We start from the raw sequence: 24,720 nt of genomic DNA on the forward strand, positions 1-24,720 counted from the left end.
CGGGTGACGGGTGACGGGTGACGGGTGACGGGTGACGGGTGACGGGTGACGGGTGACGGGTGACGGGTGACGGGTGACGGGTGACGGGTGACGGGGAAGAATGCATGACGACGCCAGAGTTCCAGATCCGCCGCGCGACCGTGGCCGATGTGCCGACGATCCTGTCGCTCATCCGCGAGCTCGCGGACTTTGAGCGCCTCTCGCATGAGTGCGTGGCGACGGAAGCGCTGCTGGAGGAATCGCTGTTCGGCCCGCGACCGGGAGCCGAAGTGGTCATAGGCCAGCTCGGTAGCGAAGTCGTCGGCTTCGCGTTGTTCTTCCCGAACTTCTCCACGTTCCTCGGCCGGCCCGGCCTGTATCTCGAAGACCTGTTCGTCCGGCCGAAGTATCGCGGCCAGGGCTATGGCGAACATCTGCTGCGCCACCTAGCCAGCATCTGCGTCGAACGCGACTACGGCCGCCTCGAATGGTCCGTGCTGGACTGGAATCAGCGTGCAATCGATTTCTACAAGTCGCTCGGCGCGCAGCCGATGGACGAGTGGACCGTGTTCCGGGTCACCGGCGATGCGCTGACCAAGCTAGGGTCTCAGTGAGAGACAGATTCAGAGGTTTCACACGGAGTTCACGCAGAGCACGGAGATTGGAAAGTAGTCGCTCCGAGCAGTTCTGACCTCCGTGCCCTCCGCGAAATCCGTGTGAAATTCCAGCTCTTCCTATGCAAATCCGCGCCGCCACGCCCGCTGATCTCGGTGTCCTGATCGAGCTGATGCGCGGCTACTACCGGGACGACGGGCTCGGGTTCGACGCTGAAGAATCGGGCGCGGTGATGGCCCGGCTGCTGAATGAGCCGCAATGGGGCCGGGTCTGGCTCGGCGAAGTGGACGGCGGGGCCGTTGGATACGTCGCGCTCTGCATCGGCTTCAGTCTCGAGCTCGGCGGCAACGACGCATTCGTCGATGAAGTCTTTGTCCTGCCCGATCACCGCGGCCGCGGGTATGGCCGCCAGCTCGTGGAATTCCTCATCGCGCGCGCCGGGGAACTCAACATCCGCGCTCTGCATCTCGAAGTCGACCAGGCCAACACTGCGGCGCAGCAGCTATACGAGTCGCTGGGGTTCAGGAAGAGGGATCGCTATTTCCTGATGACACACCTCCCTGATTCACATCCCCTATCGCCCCCCATCGGTTAGTTCTATTGGTCGGGGCCGGTGCCGCGTAGTAGCTTCGCGGCAAATTCACAACAACGCGACCGAGCCCTAGCTGTCGCCACGGGGGTTGCATGTCGATACGCGCGCTTCGCTATCTAATCGCATTGGCAGACTGTCTGAATTTCACGCGCGCTGCCGAGCGTTGCTCCGTCACTCAATCCACACTGAGTATTCAGTTGCGCAAGCTCGAGGAATATCTCGGCGTCGCATTGTTCGAGCGTGATCGCGCGCATGTCGCGCTGACCGCTGATGGTGAGCACATCCTGCGCTTTGCGCGCGTCGCGGTTCGTGCTGCCGATCGCATGGTGACCGTGAGTCGCGCGGCTCAGCGCCGCCAGCTCGCTGCCACCGAGGGTCGTCTTATTGAAGAGATCAATTGCGAAGTCGGGCCTCGAGGTTAGACTGATTCTAAGAGCCTTCAAAAGCCTTCGTGGGGACGCAAGCATGGGACCGCCGATTCATACCGTGCTGATGGGCACGTGCGCGAGCCTGTTTTGTGCGCTGAGTTTTGCTCAGCCGCTTGGACTGCCGCCTGTTCCCGTGCCAGCCAACAATCCGCAGACGCCGGAGAAAATCGCGCTCGGGGACAAGCTCTTCAACGACAAGCGCTTCAGCAGTACGGGCGATGTCAGTTGCGCCACTTGCCACGATCCGAAGAAGGCCTTCACCGACAGTCCACTCGTCACTTCCGAAGGCATCAACAAGCTGACGGGCACGCGCAACGCCCCAACGGTCATCAACTCGGCGTACTTCACGCTGTTCTTCTGGGACGGGCGCTCGCCCGACATGGAAGACCAGGCGCAACACCCGATCATCAACCCCGTGGAGATGGGCCTCGCGAACCACGACCCCGTGCTGAAGGTCGTGCGCAGCGATCCTGAGTACGTTGCCGCCTTCAAGAAAGTCTTCGGCAAGGAAGGCACGCAGGTCACGATGACGCAAGTGCAGCAGGCGATCGCGAGCTTCGAGCGCACGATCGTGAGCGGCGACTCACCCTTCGATCAGTGGTACTTCGGGAAGAGACAGGACGCGATCAGCGACCAGGCGAAGCGCGGTTTCGACGTGTTCATGAACAAGGGGCGCTGCGTTTCCTGTCACACGATCGAACAGGATCACGCGCTGTTCACCGACAACCGCTTCCACAACATCGGTGTGGGCGTGAATCGCATCCAGGCTGACATCGGGACGCTCGCACCAGCCTTCCTGAAGGCAAAAGCCGCGGGCACCGATGTCGACAAGGCTGTGCTGACGAATCCGAAGGCGTCGGAACTCGGCCGATTCGCGGTGACCGACACGCTCGATGAGATCGGGTCGTTCAAGACGTCCACGCTGCGCAACGTTTCCGTCACCGCGCCGTTCATGCATGACGGCAGCCTTGCGACGCTGCGCGATGTGGTCGAGCACTACAACAACGGCGGCATCACGAAGAAGACCGATGCGGTGAACGACTTCCTGAGCGGCGGCATCCGGCCGCTCGAGCTCAACGACGATGAGATCTCCGATCTCGTGGCGTTCCTCGAGACGCTCACGAGTCCGCAGTTCGCCGCCCAGAAGGCCGCATCGCTGAATCCCGCATCCTGCAACGTGAGCACCACGAAGCTCGCGGCAACCGCAATGCCGATGACGACAGAGGGCACGGCACCATGAGCCAGACATTCGATCGGCGCACGTTCCTTCGCAATGCCGCGCTCGGCGTGAGCGCCAGCACTTTGCCGTTCACGCTCGTCGAGCTGGCCTTCGCGAAGCCGGAAGACACGTTCACGTTCGCATACATCTCCGACTCGCACATCCAGCACATCAAGGGCACGCAATTCGTGCGCAACTGGGATCGCGGCCTGATTCGCGCGGTCGCGGAGACGAACCTGCTCACGCCGAAGCCGGACTTCGTCATGTTCGGTGGCGATCTCGCGCAGCTCGGCAACAAGCCCGAGCTCGATCATGGCGCCGAGATGCTCTCGAAGCTGAAGGGCAAGGTCTACCACGTGATGGGCGAGCACGACTACTACCTCGACCTCGGTGAGTACTGGTCGAAGCTCTTCGGTCCGCAGTACTACAGCTTCAATCACAAGGGCGTGCACTTCATCGTCCTGAACAGCATCCTCACGTACGACGACTGGACCTTCAATCGCTGGCCGTCGCCCGAGCAGCGCATGCTGGAGATGGCTGGCCTCGACAATCCGAACGGATCTCCGTTCATGGTCGGCGACAAGCAGCGCGAATGGCTGCGCAAGGATCTCGCGAAAGTGAAGAAGTCGACGCCGATCGTCGTGTTCTCGCATTCGCCGTTGCAGAAGATCTACAAGGGCTGGAATTTCTGGACCGAGGACGCCGAGCAGGTGCAGGCGCTGCTCGCACCGTTCGACAAAGTCACGGTGTTCTACGGACACGTGCACCAGATCCAGTACAACCAGATCGGCAACATCAGCTTCACCTCGGCGATGGCGACCGCCTGGCCGTGGCCATACCCGCAGAGTTACGCACAGGCTGAGCAACTATTGCCGAAGCTGACTGTGCAGATGAATCGCGCCGATCCGTTCTTCGAGCGTGATGCGACGGGTTGGCAACTGATCGATATCCACTCCGGCCGCTCGCGGGTGAACTTCAACCTGTACAACAACAAGGGCCGGACGGTGGCGTTCGATGAGAAGACGGGGACGCCGGTGGATAGCGCGTATCAGGCGCCGGAGAGTCGGACGCCGCCGCAGGCGCATTTCTGAGGGAGCTGTCGGGCGGCTGGCTGCCGGCAACTGGCCAGAGCAGAAGCGGAAAAAGGCGACGAGCTGTGAGCGATGAGCTGTGAGCCAGAGGAAGAAGACATGAAGATGATCCGGATTTTGGCGGTGGCGTTGATGGGGATGGCGTTCAGCTCGGTGGCGTTGGCCGACGAGTTCACCGAGTCGGATCTCAAGCGCTGGCAGGAGCAGTTCGATGGCGTGGTGAAGCAGGGACGTAGTCTCTGGACCGACGGCAAACTCGGCACGAATGGTGTCGCATGCGCGCAGTGCCACCCGAACGCGGCGAATACGCATCCGGAAACGTATCCCAAGTTTCAGAAGCAGCTCGGCAAGGTTGCGAATCTGTGGGAGATGGTGAACTGGTGCCTGCGCAACCCGTTGCAGGGGCAGCCGCTCGAGGCAGATGATGCGAAGATGACGGCGATGCTCGCGTACATTGCGTGGGAGCGTCGCGGTGTGAAGCTCGAGCCCGGTAAACATTGATGAAGAGAGCAGCGGATAGCGGATCGCGGATGGCGAATGGTGTCTGCAGCGCCGTACTCCCGCTGCTCGCGTTTGCCTCGCTTGGCCTCGCTCAATTCGCATCCGCCGATACGCCGCTCATCGATCAGGCAGCGCTGAACAAGCGCATCGCCGAGAAGGACAGCTCGCTCGTCATTCTCGATGTGCGCACGCCGGAAGAATTCGCGGCGGGTCATGTTCCTGGCGCGATCAACATTCCGTACACCTATCTCCCGGCCAGCATCTCCGCGCTCGGAGATGCTTCCGGCAAGGACATCGTTCTCTACTGCCAGACCGGAGTGCGTGCCGAACGGGCGGCGACGCGCCTGAAGGAGAACGGCTTCTCGAAGCTGCTGCATCTCGAAGGCGACATGAAGCAGTGGAAGGAGAAGGAACAGCCGATCGAGAAATAGCCCGTGCCCGGAAAGGCGGATTGATGTCGGGCTAGCCTGTGCAGTAGCCTCGCCGCAGAACAACAAGAATAAGGGTTGGCGGTGAGCGAAACTCCTTGCGGATCGGTCCGTGATCCACGCAGCCTCGTTCGCTGGCTTGTCAGCATCGTCGCCGTCCTGGGCGTCGCTGCGCTGGCCGCGTCGGCATGGGTCTACCTCGCCAGCGAAGCGCATCTGCGCTCCTTCGAGCGTCCGTCCGCATTTGCCTTCCGATTCCTTCCGACGCCGAGTCCATCGCGCGTGGTGCGCATCTCGCCAGGACTCGCGGTTGCGGCGGCTGTCACGGCGAAGATCTGTCGGGCGAAGTGCGATGGGGTGGCGGCGTTGCCGTGAATCTGACCGAATACGCGCGTTCCGAAACTCCGGCTACGCCACGGCATCGGCCGCGACGGTCGCGCGCTCTACTCGATGCCTTCGTTCAACTTCATGCGACTGCGCGATGCGGATGTTGCGGACCTGTACGCCAATAGCGCGTCCGGATCATCGCCTTTCTCGATGCCGATATCGCTGCAGGCGATCGGAGCATGCGTGCCAACCTGAATCGTGTGAGGTAGCCTCACCTCGTTCTTCGTCCTCAGGTGATGGCCAGTGTCCGCATTCAAGAACATTCTCTGCTCAGCGCTCTCGCTGGTCACCGGCCTCGCAATGTCGTCCGAGGGCCTCGCCGCGGACACCTCGAAATTCGTCCGGCAAAAGCGGTCGCCCGACATTTACCGCTCCGGCTGGATCGACCTGAACAAGAACGGGACTCGCGATCCCTACGAAGATCCCACGCTCGATCGTGAAGCACGCATCACCGATCTCCTGGGCCGAATGACGCTAGAGGAGAAGACGGCGCAGATGGTGACGCTCTACGGCTTTCCGCGTGTCGCGAGCGATGAGTTGCCGACGCCGGCCTGGAAGGCCGCGCTCTGGAAGGATGGCATCGGCAACATCGACGAGCACATGAACGGCAATACGGGCTGGACCAACAATCTCGCCGACCCGGTGCACGACCTGCCGTACTCACTGCACACGCGCGCCATCAACGAAGTGCAGCGCTGGTTCATCGAAGAGACGCGCCTGGGCATCCCCGTCGACTTCACGAACGAGGGCATTCGCGGTCTCCTGCATTCGAAGGCCACCAGCTTTCCCGCCCAACTCGCTGTCGCGAGTACCTGGAACAAGCAACTGGTGCGTGAGATCGGTCGCGTAACGGGACGCGAAGGCCGTGCACTCGGCTACACCAACATCTACTCGCCCGTGCTCGACTTGGCGCGCGATCCCCGCTGGGGCCGCGTGATCGAGAGCTATGGCGAAGATCCGTTCCTCGTCGGTGAACTAGGCGTTGAACAAGTGAAGGGCCTGCAGGAACAGCGGGTCGTTTCGACGCTGAAGCACTTCGCTGTGTACTCGGTGCCCAAAGGCGGGCGCGATGGCGAAGCGCGCACCGATCCGCAAGTGACATGGCGCGATGTGCAGACGATCTTCCTGCCGCCATTCCGTCGTGCCATCCAGGATGCAGGCGCGCTGGGCGTGATGTCCTCGTACAACGACTACGACGGCATTCCGGTGCAGGCGAGCCACCTGTTCCTGACGCAGATCCTGCGGCAGCAATGGGGCTTCCAGGGCTACGTCGTCTCCGATAGCGCGGCGGTCGAGTTCATTCACACGAAGCACCGCACGGCGGCCACTCCCGAAGAGGCGATCCGTCAGGCGGTGGAGGCCGGCCTGAACATCCGCACGAACTTCACACCTCCGGAAGCGTATGCGGAGCCGCTGCGAAACCTCGTTCGCGAGGGGCGCCTTCGGGTCGAAACTGTCGATGCGCGAGTCCGCGACATTCTGCGCGTGAAGTTCTGGCTCGGGCTGTTCGACACGCCGTACCAGGAGAAGCCTGCGTCCACAGATCAGGTCGTGCGCACGCCGGCCAACTTGTCGCTCGCCGCACAAGCCGGACGCCAGTCCATCATTCTTCTCAAGAACGACCGCGATCTGCTGCCGCTGAGCAGGCACGTGAAGCGCATCCTCGTCACCGGCCCACTCGCTGACGATGCGCACGGTTGGTGGTCGCGCTATGGCGCGCAACGGCTCGGCTTCATCACGCCGCTCGCGGGGTTGCGGGCCAAACTCGGCAGCGACGTCGAAGTCCGTTACGCGAAGGGCGTCGACGTGAAGGACGAGCGCTTCCCGGAGAGCGACGTGTTCAAGGAGCCGCCCTCCGATGCGGTTCGCGCAGGGATCGATGCGGCAGTCGCTGCAGCGAAAGACGTCGACGTCATCATTGCAACGCTCGGTGAAACCGACGAGCTGTGCCGCGAATCAGCGAGCCGGGTGAGTCTCGATCTACCGGGCTATCAGGAAGATCTGCTGCGCGCCCTGCACGCCACCGGCAAACCCGTCGTTCTCGTCCTCAGCAACGGTCGTCCACTCAGCGTCAACTGGGCCGCGCGCCACGTGCCCGCCATCGTCGAGATGTGGTTTCCAGGTGAAGACGGCGGTGCCGCGCTCGCGGATATTCTCTTTGGCGACGTGAATCCTTCGGGCCGCCTGCCGATCACCTTTCCGAAGAGCGTGGGTCAGATCCAGATGAATTTCCCGGCTCACCCCGGCTCACAGGCTCATGACGCGGGCCAGGTGCCAGGCGTGCTGTTCCCATTCGGTCATGGTCTGAGCTACACGAAATTCGGCTACAGGAATCTCAGGATCTCTCCGCGGAAGCTGCGTTCAGGCGGCCGTGTCGAGGTGAGCGTCGATGTCACCAATACCGGTCAGCGCGCCGGCGACGACGTCGTTCAGCTCTATCTTCGCGACGACTACAGCAGCGTAGTGACGTTCGAGAAATTGCTGCGTGGATTCGAGCGTGTCTCGCTGGCACCGGGAGAGACCAAGACCGTTCGCTTCATACTGACGCCAGAACATCTGGCGCTCTACGACCGCGGTCAGCAATGGACGGTCGAACCGGGCCGCTTCACCGTCCAGATCGGCGCATCGTCCGAAGACGTACGTGTCGAAGGCAGCTTCGACATCGTGGATGACGCAGTCGAGCTCGAGAAAGCGCCTGACGCGACAGATCGCACCGACCCTCGCTGATCAGGCCAACGCCTGATCCAGATCGCCGATGAGATCGTCGGCGTGCTCGAGTCCGATCGACAGTCGCAGCAGGCTCTCGGGCGTCACGCTGTGCGGTCCTTCGATCGATGCCCGGTGCTCGACGAGCGATTCGACGCCGCCGAGACTCGTCGCACGGGTGAAGTACTTCATGCGCGCCGCGATCGCAAAGGCTTCCGCGCGACCGCCGCGAACACAGAACGACAGCATCGCACCGAACCCGCCTTTCATCTGCTTGCGTGCGAGCGTATGGCCGGGATGCGAATCGAGCCCGGGATAGAAGGCACGTTCCACGTTCGGATGCCGGCTTAGGAACTCAGCGATGCGTGCTGCCGACTCCGATTGTGTGCGAACGCGACAGCTCAGTGTCGTGAGGCTGCGGCGGATGAGCCAGGCATCGAACGCGGACGGAACGCTGCCGGCTGTGCCCTGATAGTCACGTAGCTGCGCGGCTCGCTGACCGCCTTCGCGCGTGATGACCGCACCGCCCATGACGTCGCTGTGGCCGCCAAAAAACTTCGTGCTCGAGTGCATGACGAGATCGGCGCCGAACTCGAACGGACGCTGCCACACCGGTGTCGCGAACGTGTTGTCGCAACAGACAATGGCGCCGCGTTCATGCGCCAGAGCGGTGATCGCCCCAATGTCGCTGATGTTCAGCATCGGATTCGAAGGCGTTTCCGCCCAGACGAGCCGGGTCTGCGCTGTCAGCGCGGCGCGCACGGCATCGATCGAGGTCATGTTCGCGAACGTGTACCGGACGCCCATTGGACCGAGGATGTCGCGCAGTTGTTTGGCTGTCCCGTGATAGGACTCGACAGGCGCAACGACGTGATCGCCCGGGCGCAGGAGGCTGAAGACCGCGAGCGACGCAGCCGAGCCCGATGAATACGCCGTTGCATCCACGCCGCCCTCGAGTGCCGCGATGCATTGCTCCAATGCCTTGCGGGTCGGATTGTCCGCACGGGTGTACGAGTAGCCGCGCGAGAACTCGCCGTCGGCGTCGCGTTCGTATGTCGTGCTCAGGTGAATCGCCGGAGCGACGTCGCCGGCATCAGGCTCGACTTCGCGCCCGATCCGGATCGAGAGAGTTTCCAGTTTCATGTCGAAGCACCCCAGCGCGGACCAGCGAAGACGCTTCACTATAGCAGCGCGGGCCGCCTGATCTTCTGAAGGGGGATCTTCAGTCGGGGCGGGTCAGCGTGACGATCCGCTGCATGACCGGCCATTCCGGACGGTCGCGACCAATGACCGCATTGCGCGCCAGCAGCGCCAGCGCCGGGAGCAGATCGGAGCGGCGTCGTTGCAGATCCCGACGGATCGGATCGAGCTGAGCAATCAACGCATCCGCTGCATCGCCCGCTTTCCACTGGCGCGGACCGCCCATGCGATCGGGTTCGGGAACGATTCCGACATAGCTGCCGGTGCTGTCCGTCGTCGCGATGCAATCGAGCGACAGCGGCAGCTCGCAAGGTGCCGAAGAAAGGCTCTCGGCCATTGCAAGGAACGACCTGGTGGCGGTCACCAGCGTGGACGCCAGTGTCTCGCCATCCTTCTCCATCGCTTCATTGATCTGCTCACGCAGCGTCCTGCGAAGTTTCACGATCTGCCAGAGACGGAAGCGGTCATTGTCGCGTGCGAGCGTGATGCAGCGATCCGTCGACAAGGTGCCGTTGCAGGCCGTGTGTGTCCGGGCCCAATTCACGAGCGCGGTGCGGCCGGCTTCGAGCGAATCGAACGTACCGCTTTCATGGGAATGGAATCGCCATTGACGGGGCGTGACGCCGGCCCAGTCGCCGTTGTCCGCACGCTGAATCCGAGGCGGTTCGGCCGAGACTTCGTGCAGCATCATCCGACCATCAACAGGAGGCCACACCAGACCGCTGGCAACTGTGGCGTCGGGTGGCGCGGGCACGGGGTTGGGACTCGACCCCGACGCCAGCGCGATCACTGGCGCTTCCGCCTGCATCGCCTCACGCAATGCGATCGAGGCGATCGATTCCTCGGCGAGAGCATGAATGGCGGTTTGCCCGAGACTCTCGGCGATGGCCCGATCGAGCTCGGCATCGTTATCGCTGCGCATCTGCGCGAGCAATTCCAGACCACTGTCGGCGCTGGGCCGCATGGTCGGCAGCTCGTCCGTCCGGATGAGCTCGCGGATGCGATCGAGCGCGAGTCGAACAGCGAACACGAACGTTTCCCGGATGCCCGTGCCCTCGGTCGCCACGGACTCGAGGATGGCGACACGCAAGCCGAGACCATCGAGCATCTCCCGCAGGCGGTCGAGAGGCACGGCATCTTGCAGGTCGCGCTTGTTCGCCTGCATGACGATGCCGACCGGCGGACCGGTACGCTGTCGCAGCAGAGCCTGCAGTTGATCGAGGTACGTCGTATCCGCCGCGACGCCGTCGGGCGTACTGTCGCCGACGAAAACTACGACGTCGGCGCTCTCGAGCAGCAGGCGCCGGCGGGGAGCCAGCGTTGCCTGCCCGGGCACCGTGACGATCTGGCAACGAATGCGGCGGCCTTCGAACAGGCCGCCGGTGTAGTCGAGCCAGTCGAAATACAGCGTGCGGCCCTGGACGTCGGCCGGTGTGTAGACACCCGCACCCAGTCCACGGCCGAGCGTGCCCACACTCGTCGTCTTGCCGGCCATCGGGGCGCCGTCGTAGACGATGCGAATGACGATGCTGTCGTCCCGGGGATCGATGACCGCCATCGAGCCGCTACCTCAGGGATGGAAAAGCCGCGGGTGCAAGCCGGATCGACGATCCGGCTCGCTGCCTGCAAGGCATCAGAACGCGAGCGAAGCTTCGGCTTCCTGGCACGCACGGCGCGACAGGGCCAGGTTCGCCTTCGTCTTGTCGAGCACGAAGTACAGGAAGATGCCCGCCTTGGCCTGCAGCGGGCGAATGATGTGGTACTGCTTGCCGAGCGTGATCAGGATGTCTTCGATCGCATCGGCGAGGCCGAGGCTCTTCATCACCTTGAGCTTCGACCGGACCACCTCGGTGTTACCCGCGGCGGCGAGTTCGAGATCGAGGCCGGTGCCGGCGCTGCCGAGCATCATGCCGCTGTTGGAGTCGACCAGTGCCGCGCACATCGCGCCGTCGACTTTCAGAAGATCTTTCAGGGAATCGCTAACCGTAGCCATTTGTGAACTCCTCTTTGGAAATGGATGCACTTCGAAAATCACGGCCGCGGCGCCCACAGTGCAAGGGCGGCGGCGCGAACTATTGACCGAGCGTCTTCTCGAGCTGCTTGCACAGGTTGCGGCTCGCCCAGATGAGCTTGCCGAGCAGCTCGCGATTCGATGCGATCACCGCGAGCGATGTGCGCGGCAGAGTGTCGTCGAGATCCAGGACGATGGCGCTGCCCGTGTCCGTTTCGACGATGAGGCTGCGATTGCGGCCGAGACCGGCCTCGCGGGTCAGTGCCTGCGCAAGCGCTTGCATCGAGCTGCTCATGGCGGCGACGCGAGCCGTGACCGGGCCCTTCGCGGGATAGGCGGCGATCTCGAAGCCGTCGCCCGATGTGAGCACAGTCAGAGCAACGTCCGAGTTGCCGAGCGCGAATGCTTCGAGGTGTCGTTGAGCTGCTTCGACGGCCGCCGGTTTGAAGGGACTAGGCGTGGCCATGTTCGGGCTCCGGCATTCTCGCTTCGAGAATGGCCATGACGGTTGCGATGAGCAGTTGAGTGTCTTCGTGCTTGCGGACGTCCACGCTGAAGATCGGCACGACGATGCCGTGAGTCGCTAGCCGTTCCCTGAACGGGGCGAGAGCATCGTCAGCCGCATCATGCAACCGGCCGATGCCGACCACGAAAGGCTGCCCGGGCGAAATGCCGCGGAAGGTGCGGGTGTAGTGTTCGAGATCGTTCAGCGCGTTCGGGCTGTTCGCATCGATGAGCAGAATCACGCCCATCGCGCCGCGGCCGAGAATCTCCCACATGAACGCGAAACGTTCCTGGCCCGGTGTGCCGTACAGCCGCACGACCGTGCCGTCGCTCAATGCGAGCTGGCCGAAATCGAGCGCGACGGTCGTCGACGCCTTCGCGAACGCCTGCTGGTCGTTGTTGGCGACTTCCGTGGAAACTGGCGGCGTATCGCTGATCGCGGTAATCGCCGTTGTCTTGCCCGCGCCCATCGGGCCGGTGAAGACGATCTTGAGTTCGCCGGCCGCGTTCATCTCCCGCTCCGGCGCTGCAAGTGACGGCGCAGATTGCGAAATAGTTGTCGGAAGCCGCTTTGCGGCTTGGCCGCCTGAAACTGCGTGCGTTGCGCCGTCGGCGCTGCAGCTTCGACGACTTCGATGAAGCCGCACGCAGACAAGGCGTTCAGCGTCCTGATAGCGTGCTCTCGCGCAACTCGCGCACGCTTCAGCAACATGCGCGGCGAAGAGGGCAGGGCATCGAGCGCCGCGATGACGCGCAGCTGGCTCGTCGTCGTGAGATCGTCGCCGATGCGCAGCTGACCGAGGTCAGGCCAATAGCGAAGCCGATACGTCGTCGATTCATTGAGCCACGGTGCGTACGAATTGCTGGCGTGATACGCGCAGTGCCACAGCAGTTCGTCGCCGGGACCGTTCAGCAACCCGGCACGCGGAGTCGCGATCCTCTCCATCACGAGCGGAGAACCTGAGAGCTGTCCCAGTCGCAACGCGGCTTGAGTTGCGGCGCTGCATTGGTAGCGGGCGCCGTCGCCACGAACCCAGAGCACGGGCCCGTGTGAATCCTCGACACTTAGCCAGATACCGGGATTCCGCGCCGCACGCACGGTGCGCACTGCGTCCACGAAAGACCAGGTGTTCTGATTCGTCGCGATGGCCGCGGGAGAGGCAGTCGGCGCTTTCTCGACACGAACGCCGTCAAGGTGTTCGTCGAGTTGCTCGAGCAGGCTCATGACCTGCGTCGCCGGAAAGGGATACACGAGTGTGTGTTCGTCCGCCGCTTGCGCGGCTCGCTGCGTGCTCAGTACGACGATGAGCTTTCCCTGGCTGCGCAGTGCATTGACACGATCCGATGCTTCGGCCTGGTGTACTACGACGACGTCAGCGTCCGCCGGCGGCGACAGTGTCCAGTCCGATCGCGTCGTGCCCCGGAAGACCCACAGCATCGAATCGAACAGTTGCAACGCGTGCTCGACCAGATCTTCATTGTCGCGCGCAGGTTTGAGCAGCGCGATGTTGCGCGATGTTCGGGCTTGCGAAGCAGCGGGAGCGGTCATGAGCGCGTGCGCTAACGGCGCGACGCGGCAATAGCCGCAGCAATGGCACGCGCAGACCGCGCGGCCCAATGAAAGGTGGACATAGGCTCCTCGACAGAACTAGCAACGTGAGCGCTCGTTCCATCGAGAATTCACATTCGACGATGCGCACGATACTCAGTCGAAGCGCCCACTGAATGTGAACCGATTCGCGCTGTCGGTGAAATATTCATTGAGCAGTGAGGGAATGCGTCACGAATCGCAAACCCGTTGTCGATGCAATACATATGTAATGCGATCGCTACGAGTGGCAGTTCGTACAGTTCGCGATCCAAATCAATGCGTGCTCCACGAACGTGCAGCGCGACGAATGTGACAGGGACTGTGACTCGCATCTTGTTGTCCGCGCACCGGGCGGTGCGCGGGCTGCACCGATGGACGGGGCTGAGCGACGAGCTGCGAGCGACGAGCCAGAGGTGCCCTCCGACTCCGACTCACCGCCCACAGCTGACAACCCCGGGTCGAGATCCATGGCAATCATTGCCAGCATCTGCTTGGCCGCTCGTCCAGTCCACTCCGCCGGGCAGGCCACACGCCACGGTGCGGCAGGCGTGGCAATATGGGGGCGACAGAGAACAACGCGCGAGCCAGCAATGAGCTGCGAGCGACGAGCGATGAGCGCGAAAGCACCTTTCGACTCTGGCTCACCGCTCGCCGCTCGCAGCTCGCAGCTCGCAGCCGCTCGCGAAGAAGGGGGTTAGTACATGGGCATCTTTGGGATCGTCGTGCTCATCCTTGTCGGTGGCATCCTGCTCGCTGTCGCGTTCATCTATCTGGCGCCGCAGCGGGTAGCCCGATTCATGATCGAGGGCGGGCGCAAACGGGCCGGCCTGGCCCGCAAGCAGATCGACCTGCCCAACGGACTGCGCTATGTGTACCTGGAAGGGGGAACAGGAGAGCCTTTGTTGCTCCTTCATGGCTTCGGCGCCAACAAAGACAACTTCGCACTCGTCGCCGGCGAACTGGCGAAGCGCTATCGGCTCATCATTCCCGACCACATCGGTTTCGGCGAATCGTCCCACCCGCAGGACGCCGACTACGCGCCGCCAGCGCAAGTGGAGCGACTTCATGCGCTGATGCAAGCGCTGGGCATCGCTCGCATGCATATCGGTGGCAGCTCCATGGGTGGCCAGATTGCGATGAGCTATGCAGCGGCTCATCCGGACCAGGTCGCGAGTCTCTGGCTGCTGGATCCCGCTGGCGTATGGTCCGCGACGCCGAGCGAGCTGCTCATCGTCAAGCGCGAGACGGGCCGCAACCTCCTGATGGCAAGCAATCCCGAGGAGTTCGCGGCGGTCATCAAGTTCGTGACAGCGAAGCCGCCATTCATCCCGGGCCCCGTGATGAAGGTGCTGGCGCAGGAGCGGATCGCGAACTACGCCCTCGAAGGGCGCATCGGCGATCAATTGCTCGCGGATTCCGTCGAGGCACGCGTCGCCGGCATGCAGACGCCGGCACTCATCGTATGGGGCGACCAGGATCGCGCCATTCATGTGGACTCAGCTCAAGTCCTGCACCGGCTGCTGCCGAAGTCGCAGGTGATGATCATGGCAGGAGTCGGGCACCTGCCTCATTTCGAGCAACCTCAGCCTTGCGTTGCGGCGTATCTGCGCTTCCGCGACGGGGTCTGAGGGAGAGAGAGATCGGTTCCGGCTCCGCACCCGATCTCAAGTCACCGCGGACGGCACCGCAGCGCTCTCAGCCGGGACGCGCTTTGCTTCTGCCTCGATCGCTGGCGGGATCAACTTGTACATCACCGGCGTGACGACCCGCGCGACCAGCGTTGACGAGATCAGTCCGCCGATGATTACCCACGCGAGCGGCGAGTACATGCCTGCGTTCTGCAGCGCCAGCGGCAGGAGGCCGCCGATCGCTGTCGCGCTCGTGAGCAGGATCGGCAGGAAGCGGATCTCGCCTGCGTGTTCGATGGCTTCATCCAGCGGCATGCCCTGTTGTCGCAGCTGATTGGTGAAGTCGACCAGCAGGATCGAGTTCTTGGTCTCGATGCCGATCAGCGCGATGAAGCCGATCATCGCGGTGAACGAGATGTCGTAGCCCGTAAGCGCCAGCATCACGATGCCACCGGCGATGCCGAACGGGACGACGCTCAGCACGATGAGCGTGCTCTTGAAACTGCCGAACTCGAGCACGAGGATTGCGACGATGCCGAGCAGAGCGACGATGCTCGCCGCCTGCAGCCCGCCGAAGCTCTCGGCGCGACTCTCGAGTTCGCCGCCCGGCGCATAGTAATAGCCTCTCGGCCATTCCATCTGATCGAGGCGCCGCAGCACTTCCTGCGTGACACGGTCCGTGTTGTAGCCGGGTTGCACTTCCGAATTGATCGTCACGGCGCGATTGCGGTTGAACCGGTCGATCTTGGTCGGCGCGGTCGAGAACTCGACTTTCGCGAGCTGGCTGATCGGCAGCGTGTCCCCGGCGGGCGTCGAGACGCGCACCTGATCGAGCGTGCTGAAGTCAGCACGACCGGACATCGGCGTGCGCAGGACGATGTCGTACTGCTCGCCGTCGCTGTTCTTGAACTTGCCGGCCGGAATGCCCGATACGCTCAGTCGCACCGCGCGATCGAACTCGATCGTCGGCACTCCGAGCAGCGCGGCCTTCTGCGAATCGACATTCAGCTTGAGATTCGTGCGCACGAGGCGCGCGGGATTGTCCACATCCCGAGTCCCCGGCGTTTCGCTGATCACTTTCTCGACCCGGCGGGCAAGCTCGTGCAATGCATCGAGCTCCGGGCCGACGACCCGAATCGCGATCGGCGCCGTGATGGGCGGTCCGTTCTGGAATTCCTTCACGTGGATCTTCGCGTTCGGGTACTGCTTCAGCTCCTCGCGCAGCTTGTCGAACAGCAGCGGCGTGCGCCGGGTGTCGTAGCTGTGCAGCTTCACGAACACATCGCCGTAGTTGGCTTCGCTCTCCGGCGGGAACAGGTTGTAGTACATGCGGGGATTGCCATGACCGACGTTGCCGAAGTACCACTCGACCTCTTCCGGCATCGCCCTCAGCTTCTCTTCGACGAATCGGACGGCGCGATTTGTTTCCGCGAGACTGCTGCCATCGGGCGTTTCCACGGTGATGAGGAAGTTGGGCGTATCGGCTTTCGGGAACAGGCTGAAACCGATCAGGGCACCGATGCCGACGATGATGATGAGGCACGCAGCGATCGATCCCCACACAGTCAGGCGGGGGCGGGCGAGCGCACGATGCAGCAGCGGCTGATAGAAGCGGTGAATGTTGGTCGTCACCCACGTCAGCGCCCGATTGCCATGCGCATCCTCCTTGTCGTTGAGGATGCGGCTCGCGAGGAACGGAATGATCGTGAGCGCGACGAGCAGCGAGGCGCCGATGGTTACGAGGATCGCCGTCGGCAGCACGCGGATGAACTTGCCAGAGTCGCCGGAGAGCATCATCAGCGGAAGGAATGCGAAGGCCAATGTCGCGGTACAGCCGATGATGGCCTGGAAGATCTGCCTCGTTGCAAGCAGGGCGGCTTGCGAACGGGAATGACCCTCGCGCAGGAACCTTGCAATGTTCTCCACGACGACGATCGAGTCGTCGACGAGCAGGCCGAGCGCCACCACGAAGCCGGCAATCGAGATCTGATTCAGCGAGAAGCCCATGAAGTGCAGGGCTGACAGGCCGATCGCCAGCGACAGCGGGATCGAGATCATCACGATGCTGGCGGCTCGCCAGCCGAGCGGCAGGAGCGTGACGATGACCAGTGCGATTGCGATGCCGAAGTCGGTCGTCAGGCGATTGAGCCGATTGGCGACGTTCACGGATTGATCGAAGCCGCGCTCGAGCTTGATGCGCTTCGGCAGCTGCTGTTCGAAGCGGGAAGCGACTTCCGCGATGCGCTGCTGCACCTCGAAGATGTTGAAGCCGTCCTTCTGGTTCGCCGTCACGAAGACGGCGCGCTTGCCATTGAACCGGCCGAGGTACTCGTTCTGCTGGGCATCCCAGCTCACTTCGGCGATGTCGCGAACGCGGACGATACGGCCCTGGTTCGAGGCTACGACGGTGTCGCGAACCTGATCCAGCGAGGTATAGCTGCCCGAGGTCTGTACGCTGAAGCTGCGGCTGCCGATGTCGATCGCGCCGCCGGGGATGTTCGTGTTCTCGCTCTGCAAGGACTGCAGCACGCGCGAGGGAGAGATGTTCAGTTCGGCCATGCGCGGAATGTCGAGTGCGACTCGCAGCTCACGCTGCGGGTAGGCCCAAGTTTCGGAAGTACGCACGCCGCTCACAGCCTTGAGCGCATCCTTGAGATCACGAGCGTGGTCTTCGAGTTCTCGATACGGCGCATCTTCCGAGACCAGTGCGTACTGAACGATGTTGACCAGGCCGGGATTGAGCTTGCGGATCTCCATGCGCGTCAGTTCCTGCGGCAACGACGGCAGCAGGGCGTTGATCTCGCGGACGACTTCGTCGTACTTCGTGTCGGGATCGATATTGGAATGGAACTCGGCGCGGATGATGGCGACGCTGTCCTTGCTCGTCGACTCGATCTTCTTGACGTCATCGAGCTCGCTCAGCCGGTCTTCGATCGGCTTCACGACGAGTTGTTCGACGTCCTTCGGCTCAGCGCCCGGATAGACCGCCGAGACCGCGAAGATCGACAGCGGAAAGTAGGGATCCTCCTGCCGCGGGATGCTCATGAACGAGGTCACGCCGAGCGCGACCAGCATGGCGAACGCGATCAGCGTGAACTGATAGCGCTTGATCGGAAATTCGAGAAAGCTCATGGGCGTTCCCTGTGGGGTCAGGGGCTGACTTTGGCGGAGTCGTCCGCAGCCACCCGCGTCTCCGTGGAGGGCTGAACCTGGACCTGCTCGCCGTCTTCGAGGTAGAGCGCACCGTCCGTGATGACCTGTTCACCCGCGGCGACTCCGCTCCCGAGCGCGACCGTGTCGTTCTCGATGAATGCCACCTGCACGTCGCGACGTTTGACCTGGTTGCTCTCGAGCACGAACACGCTTGCGCGATTGCCATCGCCTTCGACGATGGACGCAATCGGCACGTACACGCGTGAGCCCGCGCTGGCGCTCGCCGGCGTGATTGCGACCTTCGCGACCAGACCGCTCTTGAGCGGCTGTTTGCCCGCGTCGAGTGCGATCTCGACATTGAACATGCCGCTGCCTGGATCAGCGGCGCTTGCGACTTCCGTCACCGTGCCCGCGAGCTTGGCATCGGGGAGCGCATCGAGTGTCACCTGAACTTTGTCGCCAAGCTTCACCTGCACGATCTCGCGATCGGCGAGCCCGGCGCGCACGACGAATCCCTGGTCGAGCGCGCCGAGGACGATGACAGGCGCGCCGGCCGCGACGAGCTCGCGTTCTTCAGCAAGCCGACGCAGCACCGTGCCGTCATTCGGCGCGATGATCGAAGCGTAATTCGAGTTGAATTGCGCGGACTTGAGGCCAGCGTCCGCAACAGCCATCTGGGTTCGCAGGTCCTGCAGCTGTTCGAGGCTGATGACCTTATCGGCATAGAGTCGTTCGCCGCGCTCGACGTCGCGACGTGCTTTCTCCTGCGCCTGCTGCGCCTGTTCGACCTGGGCGTTCACCTCTGCCAGTTCGATCTCGGCGAGGCGCTGTCCCTTGTGCACGCGTTCGCCTTCCCGCGCGTCGACGCGGCGGATGACGCCCCCGACCTTGAACGAAAGCCGGATCTCATCCTTGTTGACCAGCAATCCGTTCGTGCGAATCGCGGGTGCCGCGGGCCCATCCACCGCGGTTGCAACGCGAACCGGCGTTGCCGCAGGGGTCGCCGTTTCTGTCTGGCCCGAACCGCAGCCGGAGAGTGTCAACGCAGCAAGCGCCATCCATCCCAATGTCGTCGTACGCATGATCCTTCTCGTCGTCATCGATCGAAAGTCGTTACTGGATCTCGATGGGCAACGCGCCGCTCGAGGTGGCGTATTCGAGGTCGGCGCGCCGCGCCAGGACGTTGAACCGCGTGAGGTTGTAGTTGAGCTCGGCGCTCGTCAGCGTGCTGCGCGCGTCGATGAACTCGACCTGGTTGATCACGCCCTCGTCGCGCTTGCGACTGGCGATGCGGAAGGCGGCGCTGGCAGCTTCCGCACGCGCCTGAGCGGTCGCGAGCGAGTCGCGAGCGACTTGCAGCCGGTCGAAGGACTGCTGCACTTCGAGGCGGATCTGCTGTGCAATTACTTCCTGGCGCAGCACGAGCTGGCGTTCCGTTGCCTCTGCCTGGCGGACACGAGCAGTGTCACCGCCGCCATCGAACAGCTTCCATGTGAATACGAGCGAGGCCGTGCCGTAGTTGTAGCCCTCGCCGAAGCGATAATCCTCACCCTGGATGCCGCCGTCCACGGCGAAGGCGAGTGTGGGCCACTTCTGTTTACGCGCGAACGTGACCTGCTCGGCGCCGGCCTGCTTCAACTGTTCGGCCTGTGCGATTTCCGGCCGGCGATTCAGCGCCTCGCTCCAGAGCAGCTCGAGCGCATTTTCCTGTCCCGCCTGCGAATTGGGTGGCGCGCTGGGCTCGATGGCCGAGAGCAGGTTGCGATTGAGCAGGAAGTTGAAATAGCTCTGTGCCTGCGTCGTGAGGTTCTCGACCTCGCGCTTCTGCTGCTCGACTTCGAGCATTTCGGCGCGGGCGCGCAGCACCTGGTCTTCGGTGATTTTGCCGTTGTCGAAGAGCGACTGGTTCACGCGGACGTTCTCGCGCAGCAGCTCCTCGCTGGCAGCAACGATCTGCGTGGAGCTGCGGGCCTTCAGCCAGTCGAGATACGCATTCGTGATGTCGCGTCGCAGCGTCCGGGCGATCGCCATGCGCCGATAGTTGGATGCATCGAGCAGCGCGCTCTGCGCGCGCACGGCGGCGGAAATCGTCGGCGCATAGAGCGGCTGGCGAAGAACCAGTCGCGTGTCCTGTTCCTTCTCGCGCAGGAACGGAATCGATTCATTGGCAATCTGCGGGAACGACGCGGGCTGGCCTTGAGCAGCCAGCAGATCGTTCAGGGTCGAGTAAACCGGATTGAGTGCGTCACCGATGGGGATGTCGATCTCACGCCCGCCTTCGGCTCGCGTGTATCGGGCCTGGAATGACAGCTCCGGGAAGAATCGGGCACGTGCTTCCGCCAGCGCCTGCGTGGCCTTCTCGACTTCGAGCGTTTCGGACTGCAACCCCAGGTTGCTGCGCAGTCCCTCGATGACGTAGTCCTCGACGACAACGTCGAATTCGCGCGTCCCTTGGGCCGCGGCCAGACCGGGAAGGAGGAATCCGCAGGCCAGGAGCGGGAGTGATCGCATCGTCCGTTGCCTTCTCGGCTGTAAAAACGCTAGACACATGTCAAAAATCGGTCAAAAAAAGAGCTATCCCTTCGGGCCCGCGAGCATCTTCCGGATCATGCCGATGGCGTGCTGAGTCAGCTGGGGAACGCTGATGCCGACTTCCGCCAGCGGCCCGCCCTTGGTGAGCGCGATCTGGATCAGGCCGTGGGTGAAGCCCCAGAGAACACGCGATGTGACTGCCAGATCGCCGAGATCCGCGTTGACGGTCCCGTCGCGCTGCCCGATGGCAAGCGACTCCTCGACGATCTCATGCACGCGGTCGCTCGCCTCGAGCGACACGGACTCCTGGGGCCGGTCGTCGCCACCCTCGGGCACGTGCAGTTCGAGCCGGGCACAGGCATCGAAATAATGGGGAAATTCCTGGCCGTAAGCCATGTAGGCGCGGCCGAGTGCTTCGACTTTTTCCAGCCCAAGGCGGCTGCGCGCGGCGGCTTCTTCGAAGCGGATGCGCAGTGTCTCCATGGCACGCGTCGCAATCGCAAAGTGCAGGTCGCGCTTGTCCTTGAAGTACACGTAGACCAGCGCCCGGCTGAGGCGTGCCCGGCGCGCGACGCTGTCCATGGTGACAGCATCCCAGCCCAGTTCGCGATAAAGGTCCTCCGCGGCATCCACGATCTCGCCGCGGCGGCGATCCTTCTCTTCCTGGCGGCGTTCGGCAATGTATGACGACATGGCCGGACCGTACTCCGGTCGTTGACATAGTGTCAATGACTAAATTCATGTCTTGGCCCATTCATCCCGGCTGGCTGGATCAACGGGTAGGGGACACACTCACCGCTTCTCCGGCCATCTGCCCGCGGCGCATGGGACTCGACGTCGAACACAGTCACGCAGAAAACGAATGGGCGGACCTGGACGCCGTCGTCCGCGGCCTGCCGATCTTCGAGGGCCTGGACGCCCAGCTCCTGCGGGAGATCCGGGATGAGATCCGCTGGTTTGCGCTGCCGGGCGGCACCACGCTTTTCGAAGCCGGGGACGATCCCGACGAGTTGTATCTGGTCGTCAGCGGCAATCTCGGGGCTTACAGCCTCTCGGCCGAGGGGCATCGCCGTCTCGTGGGAACCATCGCCGCTGGGGAAACGGTCGGCGAGATGGCCCTGATCTCCGGAAAGCCCCGCAATGCGACTGTCGTTGCCCTGCGCGATACCGAGCTGGGCGGTCTTTCGCGCGAGGCGTTCGACAAGCTGATGCTGTCGCACCCGCAGGGATTGCGCCGCGTCGCCGAGCTCATGGCCCATCGACTCGATGCCTCGCAGCGACAGGTTCGCGGTCGGCGCTCCGTGCCGCGCACATTCGCCGTCGTGCCGCACGACAAGCATGCGCACGCGACGACGTTCGCCGCGCAGCTCGCAACCCATCTCGAGCACCTTGGCCGAACCGAGCTCGTATGGAGTCAGCGAGGCGCGGATCACACGAGCCAGTGGTTCCACACCGTCGAGCGCACGAACGATTTCGTTGTCTACGTCTGCGATCCGGGGCCGACGAGCTGGAGCAAGCTGTGTTTGCGACAGGCCGACGTCGTGCTGCTGCTGGCGCAGGCGGACGCGCCTGCCTCCGAATGGCATGCGAGCACGTCGCAGGCCGCGACGATATCCCAGCGCGTCGAGCTCGTGCTCCTTCACAAGGACCGCGTGATGCCAGGATGCGCGACCCGCTGGCTCGATCTGCGACCGAACGTTCCTCATCATCACATTCGCGGTACTTCCGACATTGCAAGGTTGGCGCGGCTGCTGACAGGTCGCGGGCTGGGTGTCGTTCTCTCTGGAGGAGGCGCTCGCGGATTCGCTCACATCGGCGTGCTCCGCGCGATTCGCGAAGCGGGCATCACGATCGACGCCGTCGGTGGAACGAGCATCGGCGCCATCATCGCCGCGGGCTGCGGCCTGGAATGGACGATCGATGAGATCACGTCGCGCGTGCACAGCAGTTTCGTGAAGACCAACCCGCTGAACGACTACACGTTGCCGCTCGTGTCGCTCGTGTCGGGTCGCAAGGTGTCGCGATTGCTGCGGCGGGAGTTCACCGATCTGCGCATAGAGGACATGCCGCTGCCGTTCTTCTGCGTCTCATCGAACCTGAGCACAGGGCAACTTGCGGTGCATCGTCGCGGCGAGTTATGGCGCTGGCTGCGCGCTTCCGTTGCCATCCCGGGTGTCTTGCCGCCGGTCGTGCAGCACGGGGAGATCTTCGTCGACGGCGCGACCATCAACAACCTGCCCGTCGACGTGATGCGAGAAGCCGGGCTCGGTCAGATCATTGGCGTCGATGTCGGATCGGATCGTGCGTTCACGACCGACGTCGTGGATTCGGACGTGCCGCCCTTCTGGAAGATGCTGCAATGGTTCCGCGGTCGCAAGCATCGCGTGAACATCCTGCAGATCTTGTGGCGAGCGGGAATGATCAACAGCGCCGGCAATCGGGCCGCAAGGCACGAACTGTCGGATCTGCTGCTGCAACCTCCCCTCGAGCAGATCGACATGCTCAACTGGCGGGCGTTCGATCGGGCGATCGAAGTGGGCTACACCTATGGACGAGTGCGGATCGCGGAGTTCCTCGCAGCGCGTGCGCGCGACGCTCCTTCCCCCACTTCGGCGGGGGAAGGAACGCCCGCTTCGATCCGCTCGACGACGTAAGGGAAAAATGGATTGCTGCTGATCCTGACGGTCGCGATGTCCACGCCGTTGAACAGGACGCCGCGTTCGCCACGCATGCCGAGCGCACCGAGCGGAATGCCGAAATCCTCCGCGGGATCGGGCGTCAGTCCATAAAGGCCGTCGGTCGCAGGGAAGGGCAGGGCGATATGCGAGAGCGAGAACACCTCTGCCGGATACGAGAGGTTCAGCGGCTGAATGATCTCGCCGTGCGCGCCCGCCTCCGTGACCCTCGCAACGATGGCGCGGCTGCTGGAACTCTCGTTCGTTACGACCACGAGCCGGAAGTTGTACGGCGCGGCCGCCAGCAACTTCGCCGGTTCGAGCAACGCCCCCGGGCGCATGAGATCGCTGACCTCCACATCCCGATTGATATCGAACAGCACTAGCTCGCTGCCATTCGCGGGCAGGCGCATATAGAAAGCATTCACCACTGCGTCAGTGCGCACGGTGGCGTCCACCATCGACTGGAATGTGAGCACTGGAGGGAGCTGGCTCAGCCGCTTCTCCTTCGAGAGCCGGACGATCTGTGTCTGCAGGCTGTCGGTGAGCAGGTACGACTGCCGGGCTGCGTTGACCGGGAATGAGTTGTACTTGAAAGGATTGAATTCAGGCAGGTTGTCGAGCCATGCCGATTTCGCGAACGCCGGCAGGACCGACGGCCATCCCGCGATCCCGGCGAAGCGCGCGTTCCGCGTCACGCCAATCATCGGCGAGAGCAGCACGATACGATCCGGTCCAGCCAGCGAAGGATCTTCGATCGCATCGAGGGCGTATTTCAGTGCGAGCGCACCGCCGTTCGAGTAGCCGATGAGATGGATTGGGAGAGCACCGCCCGCTCGTCGTCGCGCTTCGCGCACGGCGAGATGAGTCGCCGCAACCCAGTCTTCCCACTTCGTTCGCGTCAACGCCCCAGGGACAGTGCCATGGGCTGGCGTTCGCAGACCGAGCGCGACGAACCCGCGATCGCGGTACAACCCGGCCAGATGCCGCATGCTGTACGGCGAATCGGTGAGTCCATGCAGAAGCACGGCGACGCCCTTGACCTCTCCCGGCGGCTCGAGCACGAACGAGCGATTCCAGTCGACGTTGAATCGACCGGCGTGGACGACACTGTCGGGGTTGTAGCGGTTGAAGCGGGAGCGATGCTCCGGCTCGAGCGCTTCGTTCAGGTCGGCTGCCATCGCAGCGAACAGCCAGTCTTCCGCCTGAATGTACTCCGCCCAGTCGCCTTCCTTCAGAGCCTGAAGACTGAGTTCCTGAGGGACCAGCAGGTGCCAGGGTTGAAGATCGGGCGCGCTGCGCGACATCCATGCGCGCATGCCGAGTGCGCCGATGAGCAGCGCGACGAGCGCGATCAATACGCGGGATGCAAGAGTTCGCAGCCATCGCAGCCGGAGCCATCTGCGAGCGGGTGTTGGCGTGTCGGCACGGGCATCCGTCATGCCCGAAGCATATAGCAGCAGATGATCGCTCTGGAGGC

The 24,720-nt window shown here is 63.3% G+C and carries 22 protein-coding genes; 11 read left to right on the forward strand and 11 right to left on the reverse strand.

The features are described 5' to 3' along the window. Positions 1–104 precede the first annotated feature (104 nt). From HNQ60_RS10850 to HNQ60_RS10890, 9 genes are all read left to right on the forward strand, one after another. The gene (locus tag HNQ60_RS10850; protein ID WP_184331527.1) at positions 105–593 is read left to right on the forward strand and encodes a GNAT family N-acetyltransferase; all 489 of its coding nucleotides are present in this window, start codon (positions 105–107) and stop codon (positions 591–593) included. Between the two features lie 122 nt (positions 594–715). Then, a complete protein-coding gene (locus HNQ60_RS10855; RefSeq protein WP_184331530.1) occupies positions 716–1,189 on the forward strand; it encodes a GNAT family N-acetyltransferase in 474 nt (157 codons plus the stop codon). Between the two features lie 89 nt (positions 1,190–1,278). Next, positions 1,279–1,608, forward strand: a complete 330-nt coding sequence (locus HNQ60_RS10860; protein ID WP_184331532.1) for a LysR family transcriptional regulator — start codon at positions 1,279–1,281, stop codon at positions 1,606–1,608. A 43-nt stretch (positions 1,609–1,651) separates the two neighbouring features. Further along, positions 1,652–2,854, forward strand: coding sequence for a cytochrome-c peroxidase (locus tag HNQ60_RS10865; RefSeq protein ID WP_184331534.1), 1,203 nt, complete (start codon positions 1,652–1,654; stop codon positions 2,852–2,854). Next, a complete protein-coding gene (locus HNQ60_RS10870) occupies positions 2,851–3,924 on the forward strand; it encodes a metallophosphoesterase family protein (RefSeq protein WP_184331536.1) in 1,074 nt (357 codons plus the stop codon). The genes HNQ60_RS10865 and HNQ60_RS10870 overlap by 4 nt, the downstream gene beginning before the upstream one ends. 99 nt (positions 3,925–4,023) lie before the next feature. Next, entirely contained in the window at positions 4,024–4,425 is a 402-nt protein-coding gene (locus HNQ60_RS10875; RefSeq protein ID WP_184331538.1) for a cytochrome C, read from the forward strand. Beyond that, on the forward strand, positions 4,425–4,856 hold the full coding sequence (locus tag HNQ60_RS10880) for a rhodanese-like domain-containing protein (protein WP_184331540.1): 432 nt from the start codon (positions 4,425–4,427) through the stop codon (positions 4,854–4,856). The genes HNQ60_RS10875 and HNQ60_RS10880 overlap by 1 nt, the downstream gene beginning before the upstream one ends. Positions 4,857–4,937: 81 nt before the next feature. Then, positions 4,938–5,228, forward strand: coding sequence for a hypothetical protein (locus tag HNQ60_RS10885; RefSeq protein WP_184331542.1), 291 nt, complete (start codon positions 4,938–4,940; stop codon positions 5,226–5,228). Between the two features lie 312 nt (positions 5,229–5,540). Then, on the forward strand, positions 5,541–7,967 hold the full coding sequence (locus tag HNQ60_RS10890; RefSeq protein WP_184331865.1) for a glycoside hydrolase family 3 N-terminal domain-containing protein: 2,427 nt from the start codon (positions 5,541–5,543) through the stop codon (positions 7,965–7,967). Here the strand turns inward: HNQ60_RS10890 and HNQ60_RS10895 are convergent, their stop codons facing one another. The 6 genes from HNQ60_RS10895 to HNQ60_RS10920 all read right to left on the reverse strand — a co-directional run bounded on the left by HNQ60_RS10895 (position 7,968) and on the right by HNQ60_RS10920 (position 13,210). After that, positions 7,968–9,089, reverse strand: coding sequence for a trans-sulfuration enzyme family protein (locus HNQ60_RS10895; protein ID WP_184331544.1), 1,122 nt, complete (start codon positions 9,087–9,089; stop codon positions 7,968–7,970). A gap of 79 nt (positions 9,090–9,168) precedes the next feature. Next, positions 9,169–10,704 carry a GTP-binding protein gene (locus HNQ60_RS10900; protein ID WP_184331546.1) on the reverse strand — a complete coding sequence of 512 codons (1,536 nt, stop codon included), beginning with the start codon at positions 10,702–10,704 and terminating at the stop codon, positions 9,169–9,171. A gap of 75 nt (positions 10,705–10,779) precedes the next feature. After that, on the reverse strand, positions 10,780–11,139 hold the full coding sequence (locus tag HNQ60_RS10905; protein ID WP_184331549.1) for a hypothetical protein: 360 nt from the start codon (positions 11,137–11,139) through the stop codon (positions 10,780–10,782). Between the two features lie 79 nt (positions 11,140–11,218). Then, positions 11,219–11,623 (reverse strand): roadblock/LC7 domain-containing protein, encoded by a 405-nt coding sequence (locus HNQ60_RS10910; protein WP_184331551.1) that lies wholly within the window; start codon positions 11,621–11,623, stop codon positions 11,219–11,221. Then, on the reverse strand, positions 11,610–12,173 hold the full coding sequence (locus HNQ60_RS10915; protein ID WP_184331553.1) for a GTP-binding protein: 564 nt from the start codon (positions 12,171–12,173) through the stop codon (positions 11,610–11,612). Before HNQ60_RS10915 ends, HNQ60_RS10910 begins: the two co-directional genes overlap by 14 nt. Continuing rightward, positions 12,170–13,210 (reverse strand): hypothetical protein, encoded by a 1,041-nt coding sequence (locus tag HNQ60_RS10920; protein WP_184331555.1) that lies wholly within the window; start codon positions 13,208–13,210, stop codon positions 12,170–12,172. The genes HNQ60_RS10915 and HNQ60_RS10920 overlap by 4 nt, the downstream gene beginning before the upstream one ends. Positions 13,211–13,953: 743 nt before the next feature. Between HNQ60_RS10920 and HNQ60_RS10925 the strand changes: the two genes are divergently transcribed. Beyond that, positions 13,954–14,880 carry an alpha/beta fold hydrolase gene (locus HNQ60_RS10925; protein WP_184331557.1) on the forward strand — a complete coding sequence of 309 codons (927 nt, stop codon included), beginning with the start codon at positions 13,954–13,956 and terminating at the stop codon, positions 14,878–14,880. A 36-nt stretch (positions 14,881–14,916) separates the two neighbouring features. Here the strand turns inward: HNQ60_RS10925 and HNQ60_RS10930 are convergent, their stop codons facing one another. The 4 genes from HNQ60_RS10930 to HNQ60_RS10945 all read right to left on the reverse strand — a co-directional run bounded on the left by HNQ60_RS10930 (position 14,917) and on the right by HNQ60_RS10945 (position 21,258). Beyond that, positions 14,917–18,012: an efflux RND transporter permease subunit gene (locus HNQ60_RS10930; protein ID WP_184331559.1), complete on the reverse strand. Its 3,096-nt coding sequence runs from the start codon at positions 18,010–18,012 to the stop codon at positions 14,917–14,919. Positions 18,013–18,029: 17 nt separating this feature from the next. Next, positions 18,030–19,115, reverse strand: coding sequence for an efflux RND transporter periplasmic adaptor subunit (locus tag HNQ60_RS10935; protein WP_184331561.1), 1,086 nt, complete (start codon positions 19,113–19,115; stop codon positions 18,030–18,032). A 31-nt stretch (positions 19,116–19,146) separates the two neighbouring features. Beyond that, entirely contained in the window at positions 19,147–20,544 is a 1,398-nt protein-coding gene (locus HNQ60_RS10940; RefSeq protein ID WP_184331563.1) for a TolC family protein, read from the reverse strand. A gap of 63 nt (positions 20,545–20,607) precedes the next feature. Continuing rightward, complete coding sequence (locus tag HNQ60_RS10945) at positions 20,608–21,258, reverse strand: TetR/AcrR family transcriptional regulator (protein ID WP_184331565.1); 651 nt, start codon at positions 21,256–21,258, stop codon at positions 20,608–20,610. 47 nt (positions 21,259–21,305) lie between these two features. On the opposite strand from HNQ60_RS10945, the gene HNQ60_RS10950 reads away from it, so the two are divergent. Beyond that, positions 21,306–23,219: a patatin-like phospholipase family protein gene (locus HNQ60_RS10950; protein WP_184331567.1), complete on the forward strand. Its 1,914-nt coding sequence runs from the start codon at positions 21,306–21,308 to the stop codon at positions 23,217–23,219. Here the strand turns inward: HNQ60_RS10950 and HNQ60_RS10955 are convergent. Further along, entirely contained in the window at positions 23,111–24,682 is a 1,572-nt protein-coding gene (locus tag HNQ60_RS10955) for an alpha/beta hydrolase (RefSeq protein ID WP_184331568.1), read from the reverse strand. The genes HNQ60_RS10950 and HNQ60_RS10955 overlap by 109 nt on opposite strands. Positions 24,683–24,720: the final 38 nt, after the last annotated feature.

The organism is Povalibacter uvarum, assembly GCF_014202975.1.
GTDB classification, from domain to species: Bacteria; Pseudomonadota; Gammaproteobacteria; order Steroidobacterales; family Steroidobacteraceae; genus Steroidobacter; species Steroidobacter uvarum.